We start from the raw sequence: 18667 nt of genomic DNA, 5'->3' as shown, positions 1-18667 counted from the left end.
CCCCACCAGAAAGTCGCCTCCTCCCCCATGCAGCCTGCTGATCAGTCCCGCCCCGTCCTGTACCGCAACGGTTCCGTCTACAGCCCCGCGGACCCCTTCGCCACGGCGATGCTGGTGGACGGCGACACGGTGGCCTGGGTGGGCTCCGAGCACGCGGCCGCGAACCTGACGGGCCCGGACGTGACCACGGTGGATCTCGACGGCGCACTGATCACGCCCGGGTTCGTCGACGCGCACGTCCACACCACCGAGACGGGGATAGCCCTCGGCTCCCTCGACCTCACCGGGTGCCGGTCACTCGGGGATCTCCTGGAGGCGGTGTCGGGTGCCGGAGCGACCGGGGCCACCACCATCCTGGGATACGGCTGGGACGAATCGTCGTGGCCCGAGGCGCGTGTACCGACCGCCGCGGAGCTGGACTGGGCAGGCCGCGGGGCCCTGGTGTACCTGGTGCGGGCCGACCTCCACTCGGCGGCGGTGTCCGGCAGCCTCGCCGCCGCGCTCGGCCTCGCTTCCGTGGACGGCTGGTCCGACGGCTTCGTGGTCCGTGCCGCGCACGAGGCGGCCCGCCGTGCCACGCGGAACCTGACACCCGCGCAGCGCGGTACCTACCAGCGGGCGGCACTGCTCCATGCCGCCGGCCAGGGATACGTGGCCGTGACCGAGATGGCGGCACCCCACATCGCTCCACGCGAGGATCTCGAGATGCTGCTCTCCCTCGACGGACCCGCGCACGACCTCCCGCTGCCCGAGGTCATCCCGTACTGGGGTCAACCGGCCTCCTCCCGGGAGCAGGTGACCGAGTTGATGCGGGGGTTCGGTGGTCGGCTGGCCGGACTCGCAGGAGACCTCAACGTGGACGGTTCCATCGGCTCCCGCACGGCCGCCCTCCGTCAGCCCTACACCGATGATGCTGTGAGCAGCGGCACGCTCTTCCTCACCGAGGACGACGTCACCGCCCACCTGGTGGCCACCACGGCCCAGACCGTGCAGTCGGGCTTCCACGTGATCGGTGACGCCGGGCTCGACGTCGTCCTCCGCGGTCTCGAACGGACCGCGCGTGAACTCGGCGTGGAGGAGGTGCGCCGTGCGCGCCACCGCCTCGAGCACGTGGAGCTCGCCGATGACGCATCGATCGCCGCCCTCGCCCACTACGGGGTGTCCGTCAGCGGCCAACCGGTCTTCGATGCACTCTGGGGTGGGCCGGGGGGCCTGTACGAGCAGCGGCTGGGGGAACGCCGGGCGGGGATGAACCGCTTCGCCTCCCTCCTGTCGGCGGGGGTCCCGGTGGCGCTGGGCTCCGACAGCCCCGTGACGCCCCTGGACCCGTGGGCCTCGGTGCGCGCATGCCTGCAGCACAGCACACCCGACGAGAACATCTCCGCGCGCGCCGCGTTCCTGGCCCACAGCAGGGCCGGATGGCGGTCGGCGGGCCGCAACCCGATGCTGGGACAGCTGGCGCCCGGCACCCCGGCCTCCTTCGCCGTCTGGCAGGTCGACGAACTGATGGTGCAGACGCCGGACAACCGGGTGCAGTCCTGGAGCACGGACCCGAGGGCGGGCACACCCCTGCTTCCCGCCCTCGACACCGAGAACGCGCCGCGGTGCCTCCAGACCGTGCACGAGGGGCGGCGGCTGTACACGGACGAGGGTTTCGGGGAGGGGTGAGACCCGTGCAACACACGATCGGCGGAGGCCGGGTAACCACCCTCTGACCTGCGGGAAAGGGCATCGTCCCAGGTCAGAGCCGGATTGACACGTCCTCCACAGCACGTAAGCTTTTGCCCTACGGGTTAGCGGAACTCCTTCGGGGGTGAACCTGGCTGGTCTCCACGAACGCAACGCATCGGCCTCTTCTCTGGCGCGTGTTGCTCATCGACGTGGGGTCGGCACTCTGGGCAGGTCCACGGATCAGTAGAGAACGGTGCCGCCGTCCGTGCGGACATCGGTACGAAGGTGTGTGGACCTGTTCGGAGTCCCGGTTCCCGAGGCCGGAACCGGCGGGATCCCGGCTCGGTGCGCGCGTCGCCTATACTTGCTGCTTGGCTCCAGGTATGGAGCCGGTTCCTGCGCGCTGCGCACCTCCCGTCGAAAGGCCCATCCGCGTGCGAGTCGTCACGATCATCCCCACCTACAACGAGATCGAGTCGCTCCCGCTGACCCTCGCCCGGCTCCGGGCGGCGGTGCCCGACTCGGACGTCCTGATCGTGGACGACAACAGCCCGGACGGCACGGGGGAGCTGGCCGACCGCGCCGCTGCCGACGACCAGAGCGTCCACGTCCTCCACCGGACGGGTAAGGAGGGGCTCGGTGCGGCCTACATCGCGGGCTTCCGCTGGGGTCTCGAGCGCGGCTATGACGTCCTCGTGGAGATGGATGCGGACGGTTCCCACCGCCCGGAGCAGCTGCAGTCCCTCCTCGACGCCGTGGACCGCGCCGATCTGGTGATCGGCAGTCGCTGGGTCCGGGGTGGCAGCGTGGTGAACTGGCCGGTTCACCGCAAACTGCTGTCGCGTGCGGGCAGCACCTACTCCCGGCTCATGCTCGGTCTGCCGGTCCGGGACATCACCGCCGGTTTCCGGGCCTTCCGTCGCTCCACGCTCGAGGCGCTCGACCTCTCCGCGGTCGAGTCGGTGGGTTACGGCTTCCAGGTGGACATGACGTTCCGGGTCGCCCGGCACGGCCTGACGATCGTGGAGGTGCCCATCACGTTCGTGGAGCGCGAGCTCGGTGCGTCGAAGATGAGCGGGAACATCGTCCTCGAGGCGATCGCCAACGTCACCCGCTGGGGTCTCGTCGCTCGCTGGGGGCAACTGACCGGCCGTTCCTGAGCCGGGACGATCTCCCATGCGACGAAGGCACCCGCCGTGGCGGGGGCCTTCCTCTCCCTCCGGGGCCGTCCCCCGCGGGCTCGGGCGCGCGGCGTCCTAGGCGGAGCGGCGGTCTCCGCGACGTTCCCGCAGGATGGTGAGGCGGTCCTGGAGGATCTGCTCGAGCTCCTCCACCGATCGGCGTTCCAGGAGCATGTCCCAGTGCGTGCGCACCGGCTTGTCGTTCGAGGTGTCCGGCTTCTCGCCGTCCACCAGGAGCGCTTCCTTACCGGTCTTCGACACCCAGGTGGGGGGGATCTCCGCCTCGGAGGAGAAGGTGACGAACACCCGCTCGCCGTCCTCGCAGCGGTACTCCACCCGCTGACGAGGCGCCGGCTCGACACCGGATTCCGTCTCCATGGACTGCGCTCCGAGGCGCATGCCGCGTAGGCTGCGATCGCTCATGATCATCTCCTTGTCACCAGGGCCCCCGGGTACCGGGGAGCCGTTGCCGCTGTGGTTCGTCGAGGACGTCCGTCGGATGGCGAGGACGACGTCGATCAGTTCGGGATCCACTCCTGCACGTGCACGGAGGGAAGCTTGGGTTTCAACACCGCTCGTGGTGCAGATGTTCCTGCGGCGGGCGGTCAAACACCTAAGTATACAGCCGGGACCGCCTCCGTTCCCCGGCGGGGCGGGCCGATGGGCCGGTGCGCGGTGCGGACCGCTGGGGGAACCCGACGCGGGGTGGACGTGGAACGGCCGCCCACGCAGTGCGTGGGCGGCCGTTCCACCGATGACGCGTCACACCCGCGGCATCACGCCGTCGTCGTCGGTGGGGGAGTCGGGAGTGCTGCTCCCGAGCACGTTACCGATGCCCTTCAACGCTTCGCCGACCTCGCTCGGGATGATCCATAGCTTGTTGGACGTCCCGTCCGCCAGCTTCGGCAGCGTCTGCAGGTACTGGTAGGCCAGCAGCTTCTGCGTGGGGTTGCCCTTGTGGATCGCGTCGAAGACCTTGTGGATGGCCTGCGCCTCGCCGTCGGCCCGCAGGATCGCGGCCTTCGCGTCACCCTCGGCGGCGAGGATGGCAGCCTGGCGCTGTCCCTCGGCGGTGAGGATCTGGGACTGCTTGGTGCCCTCCGCGGTGAGGATGGACGCGCGGCGGTCACGCTCGGCGCGCATCTGCTTCTCCATGGAGTCCTGGATGGACACGGGCGGGTCGATCGCCTTGAGCTCCACACGACCGACACGGATGCCCCAGCGTCCGGTCGCCTCGTCGAGCACCCCGCGGAGCTGACCGTTGATCTGGTCACGGGAGGTCAGTGCCTCCTCGAGGTTCAGCCCACCCACCACGTTGCGCAGCGTGGTGGTGGTGAGCTGCTCCACCGCCTGGATGTAGTTGGCGATCTCGTAGGTCGCCGCACGTGCGTCCGTGACCTGGAAGTAGACCACGGTGTCGATCGACACCACGAGGTTGTCCTCGGTGATCACCGGCTGCGGAGGGAAGGAGACCACCTGCTCGCGGAGGTCCAGCAGGGGCAGCAACCGGTCCACGAACGGGATCAGGATGGTGAGTCCGGGGTTGAGGGTCCGCTGGTACTTCCCGAGCCGCTCCACCACGCCCGCCCGGGCCTGCGGGACGATGCGGACGGACTTCACGAGTACGACCAGCACGAATATGACGAGAGCGATCAGGACTACTGTGAGCCCGATCGTTCCGGCGTTGCCTTCCATGGATCCCCTTTGTCGGAGTGGGTGCGACCCGCGGACCGGGCCGCGAATAATTCACGAGTGGAGCATCGTCGGGGGTTCACACCTCCGCGACGGGCGGCGTGGGCCGCTGGACCTCCCGCTCCACCACGGCGGTGGCGCCGTCGATCCTGGAGACCGAGAGCCGCGTACCCTCGGGGAGCGCGGCTCCGTCGACGGACCGTGCCGTCCAGGTGTCACCGCCGATCTTGACCGTGCCCGAGTGCGCCGTGACCGGCTCCAGCGCGGTGGCGGCGGCTCCCACGAGCCGCTCGATGTTGTTCTGCTGGTCCTCCAGCCCTTTCCGCAGGTGCCGGACCGCGATGGGTCGCACGAGCAGGATCATCAGGAGGGAGACCACCGAGAAGACGACGATCTGCAGCACGAGACCTGCACCGACGAAGGTGGCCACGAGTGCGGCGAGTGCGCCGACCGCCATCATGATGAAGAACAGGTCGAGGGTGAGGGTCTCCACGGCGGCGAGTCCCAGGAGGAGGATCAACCACAGGACCCAGCCGTTGGCGAGCAACCATTCCATCAGGGCGTTCCTCCATCTCCGTGCCGCGGGGAGCAGCGTCGGAACCATTCTCGCAAAGCCCACGGACATTAACCAGGCTCACCCGCCGATGAGCGGCACTCGTTACACTTCTGTGCCATCGCCCGGATTGTCGGCTTTCGTGTCACCGGCCGTGGTCAGCACCTGGATCGTGAACCGTGCCGACACCTCGAGTTCGGGCGGATCGTCGTCCGTCCCACCCGGGTGCCGCCCGCCGGCGACGGCCGAGTGACGGGCCGCCGGCCCCATCACCAGGGCGGAGCGCGCGAGATGCTCGGGGAGGTGCATCACGTGGTCGAGCTCCCTGCGCTCCGCCTCGATCAAGGTGGCCGAGAACGAGGCCGCGACGTCGTCGGCCTTCTGCGCAGGGACCGAGAGCAGCGGGCCGATGGAGGCGAGCTCGGCGAGATGGCCCGGGCGCGGGGTCACCACCACCACGCATCCGTCGGGGGAGAGGACCCGCAGGAACTCGTCCGTGTTGCGTGGCGCGAACACGTTGAGCAGCACGTCCACGGAGCCGGTGGTCAGCGGAAGGGGACGCCAGATGTCCCAGACGAGACCGATGCCCTCCGGTATGCGCCGCGCTGCCCGCCTCAGTGCCGGCTTCGAGACGTCGATGGCCACCGGGAAGGTGTCCGGCGCGGCGTCCACGACTCCCCGGAGGTAGTAGCCCGTGCCGGCGCCGGCGTCGAGGACCACGGAGGCGTCGGGCCTGTGCCGCTGCACGGCGGAGACCACCGCGTCCCTCAGCGGCGCATAGTGCCCGGAGGCCAGGAACTCCTCGCGGGCGTCCACCATGCGGGCGTCGTCCCCCTCGAAGGAGGATCCCCTGCCGGTGAGCAGATTGACGTACCCCTGACGCGCCGCATCGAACCGGTGACCGCGATCGCACACCAGCGCACGGTCCTGCTGCGAGAGTGCTCCCGTGCAGACGGGGCAGCGGAGCAGGGAGGCGGGGATCGCGGGCACCTGCTCATCCTACGGAGCCCCGACCGGGAAAGTTCGGCGGAACCGTTGACGCAGGACACTATTTCCGATCTAGTCGGGAGAATGAAACCGGACCAGATCGAACTCCTCAGCACCACCGGGGCTCCCGCCCTCCACCCCGAAGGGCACCGCCTCGTGGTCGCCGCCACCCGACCGGACCTCCGCGCGGACGCGTACGTGGGTCAGCTCTGGGAGATCACCCTCGACGGCGGACGTCGCCGGTTCACGCGCGGCTTCCGCGACACCTCGCCACGGTTCACGCCGGACGGGGCCGTCCTCGTCTTCCTGCGCGCGTCCGCCGGCGGGAAGCCGCAGCTGTTCGCCGTGCGCGCCACCGGCGGGGCGCCCGTCCGGCTGGCCGACCAACCGCTCGGCGTCGCCCGGTTCGACATCTCCCCGGACTCGACGACCGTCGTCTTCGCCGCCCGCGTCCCCGAGCACGGTCGCTACGGGACCATCGACGGCGTCGGTGCCGGCCTCGAGGACCCCCGGCTCGTCACGCAGTACAAGTACCGCATGAACGGGCTCGGCTACACGACCGACAAGCGGTCACAGCTCTTCTCCCTCGCCCTCCCGGACCTCGACGACGAGCCGTACGTCACCGCCGTCGGACGGCTCGGGCAGAAGCCCGTGGAGGGCCCCGGCGCCCTCGAGGAGCAGGGGACGGTGCCGCCGGCCACGCAGCTGACGGGCGCGGACGCCGACCACCTCGAACCGGTCTTCTCCGCGGACGGACGCCGCATCCTGTTCACGGCGGCGCTGGGCGACGATGCCGATTCGACGCTGGTCTCCGACATCCACTCGATCGCCCTCGACGGCGGCGACCGCCGGCAACTCACCAATCTGGGCGGGGACACGCTGCTCGGCTGCGGGGCACCTCGCCCCAGCACGGACGGGTCCTCCGTCTTCTTCCTGGCCTCGGACCTCTCGCCGTCGGGCCTCGACTTCGTGGCCCGGAACACCGCCCTCTACGTGCTGTGCGTCGACGATCCGGCCAGCGTCCGGAGGCTCAGCGATCCCGAGACGGTCGACTTCGGTGACGTGCAGGACCTCGTGGCCGCCGGACCGGACGCCGTCCTCGCCTTCAACCGGACCCGGGGCACCGGTGAACTGCTGAGGATCTCCTCCACGGGGGAGACCGAGACCCTCGTCACCGGCGCCACCGTCGTCACCGGGGCGGACACGGCGGGCGGCGCCGTCGTCGTGTCCTACACCGACCCCTCCACCTCGGGCGACGTCGCGGTGGTCGAGGGCACCGGTCTCCGGACGCTCTCCGACTTCTCGGCGCGACTCCGTGCGGACACCCGCGTCGGTGAACCGCAGGAGCGGACCTACACCGCTCCGGACGGGACGCCGGTCCACGGTTGGGTGGTGCTGCCCGAGGGGGACGGACCACACCCCGTCCTGCTCGTCATCCACGGCGGGCCGTTCGCGCAGTACGGCTGGGGCTACTTCGACGAGGCCCAGGTGTACGCCGCTGCCGGCTACGCCGTCCTGCTCTGCAACCCCCGCGGAGCCGCGGGGTACGGCCAGGCCCACGGGCGGGTCATCAAGGAGGCGATGGGCACCGTGGACCTGGAGGACGTGCTCGCCTATCTCGACGGGGCGCTCGCCGAGTTCGACGCCATGGACGCCGAGCGGCTGGGTGTCATGGGGGGTTCCTACGGCGGGTACCTCACGGCGTGGACCATCGCCCACGACCACCGTTTCCAGGCGGCGATCGTGGAGCGCGGGTACCTGGACCCGCCGTCGTTCGTGGGCTCCGCCGACATCGGCTGGTTCTTCTCCGAGGCGTACACCGGCACCAATCCGGGACATGTGGAGACGCAGAACCCCTTCGCGAAGATCGGTGACGTGCGGACACCGGCGTTCGTGATCCACTCCGAGGAGGACCTGCGCTGCCCCATCGAGCAGGCCCAGCGGTACTACACGGCCCTCAGGAAGCAGGGCGTCGAGACCGAGATGCTGATCTTCCCGGGCGAGACGCATGAGCTCTCACGCTCCGGATCCCCGTGGCACCGCAGGCAGCGGTTCGAGCACATCCTGCGCTGGTGGGCACGCCACCTCCCGACGGCGTCGAACCCCTCGGACACCGCCGTCCGGTAGCGGCCGCGGTCGGTAGGAGGCGCGCCGTGGTCAGAATCCCAGTCCGCGACGCGCTTCCTCGACGGTCGGCTGCACCCACCGTGCGTGTTCCCTGTCGGCCGAGAGGGAGCGTAGGTGCGCCCGGTCCAGGTAGAGCCGTCCGTCCAGGTGGTCCGTCTCGTGCTGGACGATCCGCGCCGGCCAGCCCTCGAAGACCTCCGTGGTGCGGGTGCCGTCCGGCCTTGTCCAGGTCGCCTCGACGGCGTGGTGGCGTTCGACGACCGCCTGGTAACCGGGGACGGAGAGACACCCCTCGTAGAAGCTGTCCATCGGGTCGCCGATCGCTGTGTAGCGCGGATCGATGATCGCCGTGAAGGGAAGGGGCGTGCGGGAGCGGGCCGCAGCCACGGTCTCGTCCAGGACACCGCGGTCCTCGAGCACGGCGATGCGGAGGGGGATGCCGATCTGCGGCGCGGCGAGGCCCACACCGGGAGCTGCGTGCATCACCCTTCTCATGGTGGCGACCAGTCGGCCGAGGAGTTCGTCGTCGAGCCGGCCACGGACCTCTTCTGCGGGACGGCGCAGCACCGGATGGCCCGCCACGACGATGGGCGGGAGGTCGTACGCGAGGACGGACTCGACCAGCTCGGTGATCGCTGCCGCCGTGAGGGCGTCGCCGGATGCCGAGGGCTCGGGGCCGGGGTCAGGGGTGCTCATCCCTTCAGCCAATCACACTCGCGGACAGGTCCGGGTCACGGGGCCGTTGCCGCTCACGCCCCCACCCAGGACAATCGGACGAGCCGGCCCGCGCAGGGCGGTGGCAGGGGCGGTGCCGACCGCCGAGCAGGAGCTTCGAGGGGACACCATGACCAGGGCGACGGCGGACGAGCAGCAGGCAGCGGACGGGAGCACCGGACATGCGGCGGACACCCATGACCTCATCCGGGTGCAGGGCGCGCGGGAGAACAACCTGAAGGACGTGACGATCGACATCCCCAAACGGAGACTGTCGGTGTTCACCGGCGTCTCGGGCTCGGGCAAGAGCTCGCTGGTGTTCGACACCATCGCCGCGGAGTCCCAGCGCATGATCAACGAGACCTACAGTGCCTTCCTGCAGGGCTTCATGCCCACGCTCGCCCGGCCGGACGTGGACGTCCTGGAGGGCCTGACCACGGCGATCATCGTCGACCAGGAGCGCATGGGCGCCAATCCCCGCTCCACCGTCGGCACCGCGACGGACGTCAACGCCATGCTGCGGATCGTCTTCGCACGCCTCGGGCAACCGCACATCGGATCCCCCCAGGCGTTCTCCTTCAACGTGGCGTCCATCAGCGGTGCGGGCGCGGTGACCATCGAGCGCGGCGGCACCACGGTCAAGGAGCGCCGCAGCTTCAGCGTGACCGGCGGCATGTGCCCGCGCTGCGAGGGCATGGGATCGGTGACCGACATCGACCTGACGCAGCTCTACGATGCGACGAAGTCCCTGAACGGGGGAGCGCTCACCATCCCCGGCTACAGCATGGAGGGCTGGTACGGGCGGATCTTCGGCGGGTGCGGGTTCTTCGACGCGGACACGCCGATCCGGGAGTTCACGGAGCGTGAGCTGCAGGACCTCCTCTACAAGGAGCCGACCAAGATCAAGGTGGACGGCATCAACATCACCTACGAGGGACTGGTCCCCAAGATCCAGAAGTCGATGCTCGCCAAGGACCGCGAGTCCATGCAGCCCCACATCCGCGCCTTCGTGGACCGGGCCGTGACCTTCACGACGTGTCCCGAGTGCGACGGCACCCGCCTCAGCGAAGCGGCGCGCTCCTCGACGATCGACGGCGTCAGCATCGCCGACGCCTGCCGGATGCAGATCAGCGACCTCGCCGTCTGGGTGCGCGGCCTCCGTGAGCCGTCGGTCGCACCCCTTCTCGGGGCGCTGGGGGAGACGCTCGACTCCTTCGTGGAGATCGGCCTCGGCTACCTCAGCCTCGATCGGCCGTCGGGCACCCTCTCCGGCGGCGAATCCCAGCGCACCAAGATGATCCGGCACCTCGGCTCCTCGCTCACCGACATCACCTACGTCTTCGACGAGCCGACCATCGGCCTCCACCCGCACGACATCCAGCGCATGAACGACCTCCTGCTGCGCCTGCGCGACAAGGGCAACACCGTGCTGGTTGTGGAGCACAAACCGGAGCTGATCGCGATCGCCGACCACGTCGTCGATCTCGGTCCCGGTGCCGGGACCGCCGGTGGAACGGTCTGCTTCGAAGGGACGGTCGAGGGCCTACGCAGCAGCAGGACGCTCACGGGCCTGCATCTCGACGACCGCGCCGCCCTCAAGGAGGGCCTCCGCTCGCCGAAGGGCGTCCTCGAGGTGAGGGGCGCGACCGCCCACAACGTCCAGGACGTCGACGTCGACATCCCCCTCGGCGTGCTGTGCGTCGTCACGGGGGTCGCCGGGTCCGGGAAGAGCTCGCTGATCCACGGCTCGGTCTCGCGGCGCGAGGGCGTGGTGGCAGTGGACCAGACGGCGATCAAGGGATCACGGCGCAGCAACCCCGCGACCTACACCGGCATGCTGGAGCCGATCCGCAAGGCCTTCGCGAAGGCCAACGGGGTCAAGCCCGCCCTGTTCAGCCCCAACTCCGAGGGCGCGTGCCCCACCTGCAACGGCGCGGGCGTCATCTTCACGGATCTGGCGATGATGGCCGGCGTCGCCACCGAGTGCGAGGTCTGCGGCGGCAGGCGCTTCATGGCCGAGGTCCTCGAGTACACGCTGGGGGGCAGGAACATCAGCGAGGTGCTCTCCATGCCGGTGGGCGAGGCGGCCGGGTTCTTCGCCGCAGGGGACGCGAAGGTACCGGCGGCCCACGCCGTCCTCGGCCGACTTGCCGACGTCGGACTCGGTTACCTGAGCGTTGGCCAGCCGCTGACCACGCTCTCCGGTGGTGAGCGCCAGCGCCTCAAGCTCGCCACACACATGGGGGAGAAGGGCGGCATCCTGGTCCTCGACGAGCCCACGGCCGGCCTCCACCTCGCCGACGTCGAGAACCTGTTGGGGCTGCTGGACCGACTGGTCGACGCCGGGAAGTCCGTGATCGTCATCGAGCACCATCAGGCGGTCATGGCGCACGCCGATTGGATCATCGACGTCGGACCCGGAGCCGGACACGACGGCGGGAGGATCGTCTTCGAGGGAACGCCCGCCGAGCTGGTCGCGGCGGCCTCGACCCTGACCGGTCGCCACCTCGCCGAGTACGTGGGCGGTTGAAGCCTCTCCAAATCCCTTGGCGCAGTACGGAACCGACCATCGCCTCTGGCGGGATCGTCCTTCTCCACGAGGCCGATGCATGATCCGGGTCGTGTTCCGGCGGCTTCATGATCTTCCTGGCGAATCCTGCCGACAGGTAGCCAGCGACCACATGTGCAATTGCCGGAGGAGGCAGGTCGTCGCTGTCCGGGACACCGTGCCGTACGTCGACGCATCGCCATTTCGGGATGCTACCCGGACACCCACCGGCGCTGGCACGGCATGCGCTCGCCGCCCGTTGCGGAGCGACGGGATGGGCCGGAGCTCGGAACCTCGACACACCCCGGTCACCATTCGTGATCCGACACGGACAGCTCGAACAGGAACGTGCCCAGGTCATCGGTCCCACCGCGTCCGGGGTCCGCACCTCGTCACCGGTGGAGCCGTGGACGGCTCGCGCCCACGACGTCGTTCGGATCAGGTATCCGCTCTCACCACAGGGTTCCACCCGGTCCAGGATTCATCACCGCGCTCGCCGGCTCGACGAACGAGGGTTCGCGCATGGGCGCGCCCCACCGTGGAGTCCCACGAGAATACGGGCGGCGCCCCTCGGGTCAGCTGCTCGGGTTGTAGCGTTGGGGGATGATCACTTTCCCTGACGGTACGGCGGTTCCTGCTCTGGGGCAGGGGACGTGGAACATGGGCGACTCTCCCGCGGATCGCGATACCGAAATCCATGCGCTGCGTACCGGTATCGATCTGGGCTTGACCGTGATCGACACGGCCGAGATGTACGGGAACGGGCGCAGCGAGGACCTCGTCGGCGACGCGATCCTCGGCAGACGCGAGGAGGTGTTCCTGGTGAGCAAGGTCCTGCCCTCGAACGCCTCGATGAAGGGAACCATTCAGGCGTGCCATGCCAGCCTGGAGCGGTTGGGTACCGACTGCCTCGATCTGTACCTGCTGCATTGGCGTGGACGATTCCCCCTCGGGGAGACCGTCGCGGGGTTCGAGTCCCTCGTCGCGGAGGGCTCCATTCGTGGGTGGGGTGTGAGTAACTTCGACACCGACGAACTCCGGGACCTACCCGACGGGTGCCAGACCGATCAGGTCCTCTACAACGTGACCCGCCGTGGGCCGGAGTTCGACCTGATGCCGTTCGCCGCGTCGGCGAGCATGCCCGTCATGGCCTATTCCCCCGTGGAGCAAGGACGGCTGCTCGGCAACGCCGACCTGGCACATCTCGCGCATGAGCTCGGTGCGACACCTGCGCAGCTCGCCCTGGCGTGGACGATGCGTACCGGCAACGTCCTGGCGATCCCCAAGGCCTCGACCGCCGAGCACGTGCGTGAGAACGCAGCCGCTCGCGAGATCCACCTCGACGACACCGACCTCGCCCGTCTGGACCAGGCTTTCCCGCCGCCCACACGCCCGCAACCCCTCGACATGCTCTGACACGCCACCACCGGGAGCCACCCTGATCAGGGTGACTCCCGGTGAGACCCACGAGCACCGGGGACCTCCGTCGTGAGGTCGGTGCCGGGCTGCGGCGGTCCTCATCCCTGCATCCGGTCGCGCACCGCTGGCCGGGTCCCGGCCGGATCGTGGCGCGCTGGCGGACGGGGTTCGGCGTGACGGACCCGGCTCGTCGTCGTGCTCGTCGGCAGGCCGGTTCTGCTGGCGGGTGATGTCGCGGGACGGCTGGTCGATGGCGCTGATGCAAGAATGAAGTGGGAGTACGAGGACAGATGCGAACGGAGTGGCTGTGCGGCCGGTGACGATGAAGCCGAAGCCGAAACCGGTGATGTGGTTGGACGCCACCACCGGCAGGGGTGTGACGTTGGACGGGCGCTCGGTGTCGACGGTGATCAAGTCGCGGCACAGGACACCGCAGCTCGATGACCTGCTGGATACGGCCGCACATGCGGGGGTCGAGTGGATCATGCTCACCGGGGCTGAGCCGCGGACGCCGAAGGACCGTCAGAGCTGGATGGACACCCCGACCCCGGGGTGGGCTCACGGGGAGCACTACCGGCGTGACGACAAGCGCGGACGGTACACGAACACGCTGACAGGGCAGAAGGTGGAGATCAGCATGGCCTCCACCTGGTTCGGTGATGTGATCCTGTCTCCCGTCCAGGCATCGCACGCGTGGGGTGCGCTGCGCTACTATCTCAACCGGGTCGAACCGGAGATGGCGACGCCGCTGATGTCCCCCGGGCTCACGGGAGCAATTCTGTGGGCGTTCAGTGTCACCGAGCGCAAGGGGACGCGTTTCGACCCGGAACCGGTCAGTGACGCCGTCGCGGAACTCCTGCATGCGACCTCGGGTCAGCACCACATGGAGCATCTGGTCGCCGGTCCGAATGCTTCCGAGCACCCCGATACCGTGGCGCTCGTGGACTCCAGGCAGACCCCGATGATCGATACCTTCGCGCACTCGGACGGGAGGTTCATGTACGCGGCGCACTGCGCCGAGCTCGGCGTCGGACCGGCGACCGAGCTGACCTACGAGCAGGCCAATGATCTGTGGTTCTTCCAGGGATCAGCGGGTAGGTACGCCAAGGCCCGCTACCGCGTGAGGTTCCGGGTGCCTGACACCTGGCCGCATGTCGGCATCCTGGGCGTGCAGGATCCCGGTAGCTCGACGGACTGGTACTACCCGAACCGTCCCGGGGCCACCGGGGTGACGTGGGCCGATCACCGGGAGCTGCTGGTCGCGGAGCGCTTCGGGTGGGGCATCGAACCCCTGGAAGGCATCCGGTTCACCGAGAAACTACGGCCACTGGACACGTTCGCCGAACGGATCAAGCGCCTGCGCGCCCAGGTGGCCGACGCCGAAGCGGAGCCGGTGGTGAAGCGGGCGGTGCTGAACGCACTGCGGAACATCCTGATCCACGGGATCGGCCGGTTCGTGATGCGCGGTAAGGAGTCGCCCCTCTCGGTCGATCATGTCGATGACCTGCCGCCGAACGTGGAGTACGAGCAGGTGGGGGATCGATTCGTGTATTCGGCCCGCCCGGAGCTGTCCGCTGCGGACAGGTCCCGGTATCACCCGGAGCTGGCGTCCCAGGTATGGGGGTGGTCCAGAGCCCAGGTGCTCTCCGCGCCCTCCCCGGTCCCGGGGACGCAGGGCCGGTACGCAGGCGCCCTGCACGTCGACCCGAGGACCCTGCTGGGGATCGAGGGGGACGCGATCTACACCAGTACCGTGCCCGGGTGGTCGTTGCCGGCCGGGCACGGTGGGGGCGACGACGGCAGGGAGGGCCGCATCCGCCTCCAGGGTCTGCTCCTTGGTGAGATGAAGATTCCGGTGACCAAGGATCAGCGTGACGCATTGAAGAAGAGAGCTGCAGTGGCAGGACCCTGCGCAGCCTGGGGTGCATAGACCATGACCGAGAACGGTGTACCCGATGGGCCCGAGTCCGTGGCGGACCTCGTGCGCGGCGTCATGGAGGTGCGCAAGCTCAGCCGGGCCGACATCGCCGCGGAGCTGGGCCGGTCCCCGCGCATGGTGGGCAAGCTGCTGAACGGGGAGTCCCGGGGTGAGTCGTTCCGGGCCGCCCTGGTCTCGTTACGGGACAACGGGGTGGTGGATCGTCGTCCACCCCGGCGACGGAGCAAGGACGGCGGGATCGTGCCCGTGCGCGCGAAGCAGGGCGCCGAGCACCCGCCCGTGCCAACCCCGGACGGCAGTAAGGTCAAAGCGCCCACCGTCGTGCCCGAGGACACCGACGGCCGGTATGTCTCCAAGGTGCCCAACAGGTTCAGTCAGAGCTCGTCGTACTCGAAGGACGGCAACCGGGTCCATCAGGTCACCATGAGCAGGACCAACAAGGACAGCCGCGCCCGAGGGCTGAAAGCGATCATGGACAAGCTCGCCGGTGTGGCCCGCAGCCAGGCCCACCGGGACAAGAAGGTCACTTTCACCGCGACCCTGGACAACGGCCGCCAGGTCACCATCGGGGAGAAGGGCGGCACCTATGTCTCCCAGGCGTTGAGGTCCATCAGGACCGCCGGTGGTATCGAGCAGTGGGTCGACGTCGTGATGGCCGCCATGTACGAGGGCAGAACCAGCGCGCCGGGGCCACACAAGATCACCGGGTTCAGGATGAACGTCACCGAGTACCAGACCCAGGACGGACTCGCTCGATACTCGAGGAAGAAGGGCGCGGTGTAGAAGGCCTGACCGGACACCCGGGCGGTCGGTCCTCTCCGACCGTGACCACGCACCCAGTCACCGGGCCGGAGTCACCTGGGTGGCGGCTCTCACCCGTGGTGGGGGGTTGCGGTGTTCCTTCGTCCGTGCGTTGCGGCGGGCGGCCCGCGGGGCCGCCGCGGCGCTGGGGAGTTTGTTCGAGGACATCCGCCCCCAAGCGCCACAGGGTGCGTACATCAGCCTCACCGCTGATCCTCCCGGAGATGGTTGTGCGGATCACGCGGATTCACCGATCTGGGGGCCGCAGCCGACTTGTGCACCTCTACCCGTGGAAGGGCCCCACCACGGCCGGGATGCCACACGATGTGCAGGAGACTACCCGGGCCCGGCCCGGAAGCAGTCCAGAATCAGCGCCGCACCGCACCATGCCCGGGCGCGCTGCACCACGAGGCGGGGCACAACCGGCACGGTCGGTCGGATCGGCGGTCGGGGTGGTGCTCCGAGGCTCGGGTAGGGGTGCATCCATCGAGCGATGCTGCCGACGGCGGGTGACCTGCAGGTGGCTCAGCGCCCACAGCGTGGCCTTTGTTAGTCTGGCGCCATCGCCGAGCAAGGAGCACGCTGCACTGTGGCATTTGAGATCGACCCGCAGGACCTGACGCCGGAGCACATCGAGGTGATCAACGAGGGCCGGAAGCTCGAAGGCATCGACCTCACCTTGTTCGGCTACTTCGGGGGGCCCGAATTGCAGGGTGCGTGTATCGGCCGGATGCAGCTCGACGAGGAGGGCCGGTTACCGGCCTCCAACTACGACTCGCCCGAGGAACGGCTCCGGGACCTCGTGCTCGTGCAGTCGCTGCGCGGGGCGTTGCGCCGGTCCATCCCGATCGTGCTGGCCGGGATCTTCGAGGACATCTTCGCCATTCGGACCCTGGAGGCCACCGGGGGCGACATCGGCAGTCACATCGCCTCGGCCTCGGCCCAGGTCGTGGACATGCTCCCTGCGGCGTACCGGGACCACTACACCTCAGCGTTCGTGCAGCGGTTCGCCGTCGTGCTCGCCGAGGTCGCCGCCGATTTCGAGATGGGCTGGGACGTGGCGCGCACCTTCGCCCACGAACTGGCCGTCTACTGCTTCGCCCGCAAAGGCGTCAGGCACGTCGACGCGGAGTGCGGGACGAGGCTCGGTGCTGTCGGGATCGACCGCATCATGACCGGGTTCCTCGAGGACGCGTCGGTACTGCAGGAGGTGTACCACCAGGGCTCGGACGACACAGGAGGACCGCCGTCCTGGTTCGACCCCTACGACGCGGCGTCGCGGGTCAACCCGTATCTGCATCCGCAGGGTCAGCCCACCACGGAGCAGCTCGACCTCCTCGAGCACCAGCTCACCCGTGAGGTTCCCGAGAGATACCCGGGTACCGCACGCCAGGGAGCACTGAGGTCCGGTGAGCTGATCGACATCAGCCCGTATGCGTCCCGGCACTACTTCCTGTGTCCGGTCGCCGTCGAGCAGACAGTCCTTACCGCCCTAGGGTTCAACGATCTGCCACAGGACGCCCAGTGGCAGGACGTCCTGCTGCACATCCTCTGGCACGGTGCCGCGGAACACCCGGCATGGAAGAGCTACAACTACATCGCGCCCGGCTTCGACGGTGAGAAGGCCTACATCGTCGCGGTCGCCGGCACCGACGAGATGGACGCGCCCGTGTTGACGATCCAGTACCTCGGGGAAGTCGTCGACGACGACGAGGACGACGACGCGGAGGACTCCTAGACCGCCGTGAACGCTCGGCGGACCTGCAAGCCGACGACCAAGTTCCTCTCCTTGCGAGCCGGACACGACAGCGTCAGTTCGTGAAACCGGCACAGGTGATGACCGCTCTCACCCAGAAGCAGGTCCTGCACCGCAGCCCCTGATATCCGGATGAAAAGTGTCCGTGATCATGGGTATGGGTCTCACCCCAAGTGGTAGTCCACCTGCCAACCCGATTGCTCATGAGCGGATCATCGCGGCGTGAAAGCTTCCCCGTCCTGGTACACCCGCACACGTTGCGCGCGTACAGCAGGAACATCACCGCACTGTATGAGCGGCTCGACGCTCCACGGGCTCGACCTGCTCAGCCCGGAGCGGACCCACCACAGGTGTTCGATCCGGTGAGGCGCTGACCACGGACACCACACACTACGCACACGAGACAGGGCATCGAACTCTGACCATCCAGCGCACGAGCGGCCCTACGGCAAAGACGGCGGCGCCGGCACCAGCAACGCACACACCGAACACACACCCCAAAACCATCGGGCAAGAACCCACAAGCGCTCGCAGCACAGGCCCACCTACTCTCACGACAGCCACGAGCAGATACCAAAGCGCATCCGAGACAGTCCGCACTGTGCAGTACCTGGCCCGCGTAGCGGGTACCCAGGGACAGATCAACCCACACAGCCTCCGCCACACCTCCACGACCACCGCACCAAAAACCGGCATCTCCCTTCACGTTTTGCAGGACAACATGAGCCACACCGGCTCCCGCACCACGCACAGATACGACCGGGTACGCAACAACCCCGCTCGCACCCTGGCCTGACCATCGAGCACCCAAGCCTGCCCATTCAGCACCCGACCCCTGCGCGAACCCCAGGGCCTCGTGGCGTGCCCTGGTTCACGTAACCCACCGCGCTCGCTGCTCGACTTACCCGTGTCGGCGGCACACGGTCCTCTGGTGTTCCCCCACCATTGACCCTGTGCCGTTGTCTGGTCTCTCCTGGGGTGTCGTCTCATCCCCGGCCCTTACCTACCTCGCACCTTTGTTCTTGGCTTCGAGCTGGTGGGTGGGTGAGGGGCTACCCTCGCCCCGGGTGTTCCCGCCGCCCCTCTGTCTGCGCACTTAGGGCACCACCCCGGGTGCCGCCCTAGGTGCGGGCCCGCTCGGCGGGCCTCCGGGGGACTGTCTGAATAACGGTGTGTGAGGGTCCGGCCTGATCCGAAAGGAGATGGCCGTGAAAGACTTCACGACCGAAGCAACAGAGACGATGATCGATCCTGTGACAGGAGAAATCATCGACCAGAA

14 protein-coding genes are annotated in these 18667 nt (G+C 68.7%); 9 read left to right on the top strand and 5 right to left on the bottom strand.

The window, feature by feature from the left end:
* Nucleotides 1–27: 27 nt before the first annotated feature.
* Nucleotides 28–1668, top strand: coding sequence for an amidohydrolase (locus tag AC792_RS05925; protein WP_049829649.1), 1641 nt, complete (start codon nt 28–30; stop codon nt 1666–1668).
* Nucleotides 1669–2105: 437 nt separating this feature from the next.
* Nucleotides 2106–2831 carry a polyprenol monophosphomannose synthase gene (locus tag AC792_RS05920; protein WP_049829648.1) on the top strand — a complete coding sequence of 242 codons (726 nt, stop codon included), beginning with the start codon at nt 2106–2108 and terminating at the stop codon, nt 2829–2831.
* Between the two features lie 96 nt (nt 2832–2927).
* Here AC792_RS05920 and AC792_RS05915 read toward each other — a convergent pair whose 3' ends face one another.
* The 4 genes from AC792_RS05915 to AC792_RS05900 form a co-directional block, all read right to left on the bottom strand.
* The gene (locus AC792_RS05915; RefSeq protein ID WP_049829664.1) at nt 2928–3275 is read right to left on the bottom strand and encodes an RNA polymerase-binding protein RbpA; all 348 of its coding nucleotides are present in this window, start codon (nt 3273–3275) and stop codon (nt 2928–2930) included.
* Nucleotides 3276–3614: 339 nt separating this feature from the next.
* Complete coding sequence (locus AC792_RS05910) at nt 3615–4547, bottom strand: SPFH domain-containing protein (protein WP_049829647.1); 933 nt, start codon at nt 4545–4547, stop codon at nt 3615–3617.
* Between the two features lie 76 nt (nt 4548–4623).
* Nucleotides 4624–5100, bottom strand: coding sequence for an NfeD family protein (locus tag AC792_RS05905; protein WP_442853602.1), 477 nt, complete (start codon nt 5098–5100; stop codon nt 4624–4626).
* A 102-nt stretch (nt 5101–5202) separates the two neighbouring features.
* The gene (locus AC792_RS05900; protein WP_049829646.1) at nt 5203–6087 is read right to left on the bottom strand and encodes a putative RNA methyltransferase; all 885 of its coding nucleotides are present in this window, start codon (nt 6085–6087) and stop codon (nt 5203–5205) included.
* A gap of 81 nt (nt 6088–6168) precedes the next feature.
* On the opposite strand from AC792_RS05900, the gene AC792_RS05895 reads away from it, so the two are divergent.
* Nucleotides 6169–8211, top strand: coding sequence for a S9 family peptidase (locus AC792_RS05895; protein WP_049829645.1), 2043 nt, complete (start codon nt 6169–6171; stop codon nt 8209–8211).
* A 30-nt stretch (nt 8212–8241) separates the two neighbouring features.
* Here AC792_RS05895 and AC792_RS05890 read toward each other — a convergent pair whose 3' ends face one another.
* Nucleotides 8242–8907: a peptide deformylase gene (locus AC792_RS05890; protein ID WP_082177511.1), complete on the bottom strand. Its 666-nt coding sequence runs from the start codon at nt 8905–8907 to the stop codon at nt 8242–8244.
* 148 nt (nt 8908–9055) lie between these two features.
* On the opposite strand from AC792_RS05890, the gene AC792_RS05885 reads away from it, so the two are divergent.
* The 6 genes from AC792_RS05885 (at nt 9056) to AC792_RS18175 (ending at nt 18184) form a co-directional block, all read left to right on the top strand.
* Nucleotides 9056–11455, top strand: a complete 2400-nt coding sequence (locus AC792_RS05885) for an ATP-binding cassette domain-containing protein (protein WP_049829644.1) — start codon at nt 9056–9058, stop codon at nt 11453–11455.
* Nucleotides 11456–12076: 621 nt separating this feature from the next.
* Complete coding sequence (locus tag AC792_RS05880) at nt 12077–12889, top strand: aldo/keto reductase (protein ID WP_049829643.1); 813 nt, start codon at nt 12077–12079, stop codon at nt 12887–12889.
* Between the two features lie 346 nt (nt 12890–13235).
* Entirely contained in the window at nt 13236–14822 is a 1587-nt protein-coding gene (locus tag AC792_RS05875; RefSeq protein ID WP_152916053.1) for a hypothetical protein, read from the top strand.
* Between the two features lie 3 nt (nt 14823–14825).
* A complete protein-coding gene (locus AC792_RS05870) occupies nt 14826–15614 on the top strand; it encodes a helix-turn-helix domain-containing protein (protein WP_049829641.1) in 789 nt (262 codons plus the stop codon).
* Nucleotides 15615–16221: 607 nt separating this feature from the next.
* Nucleotides 16222–17370 carry a hypothetical protein gene (locus AC792_RS05865; RefSeq protein ID WP_049829640.1) on the top strand — a complete coding sequence of 383 codons (1149 nt, stop codon included), beginning with the start codon at nt 16222–16224 and terminating at the stop codon, nt 17368–17370.
* Nucleotides 17371–17758: 388 nt separating this feature from the next.
* Nucleotides 17759–18184: a tyrosine-type recombinase/integrase gene (locus AC792_RS18175; protein WP_082177510.1), complete on the top strand. Its 426-nt coding sequence runs from the start codon at nt 17759–17761 to the stop codon at nt 18182–18184.
* The last annotated feature ends 483 nt before the right edge of the window (nt 18185–18667 follow it).

This window comes from Arthrobacter sp. RIT-PI-e, from assembly GCF_001187915.1.
Taxonomy (GTDB): Bacteria; Actinomycetota; Actinomycetes; order Actinomycetales; family Micrococcaceae; genus Arthrobacter_D.
Note: the sequence above shows the minus strand (reverse complement) of the source record. Positions and strands in the feature narration are given on the sequence as shown.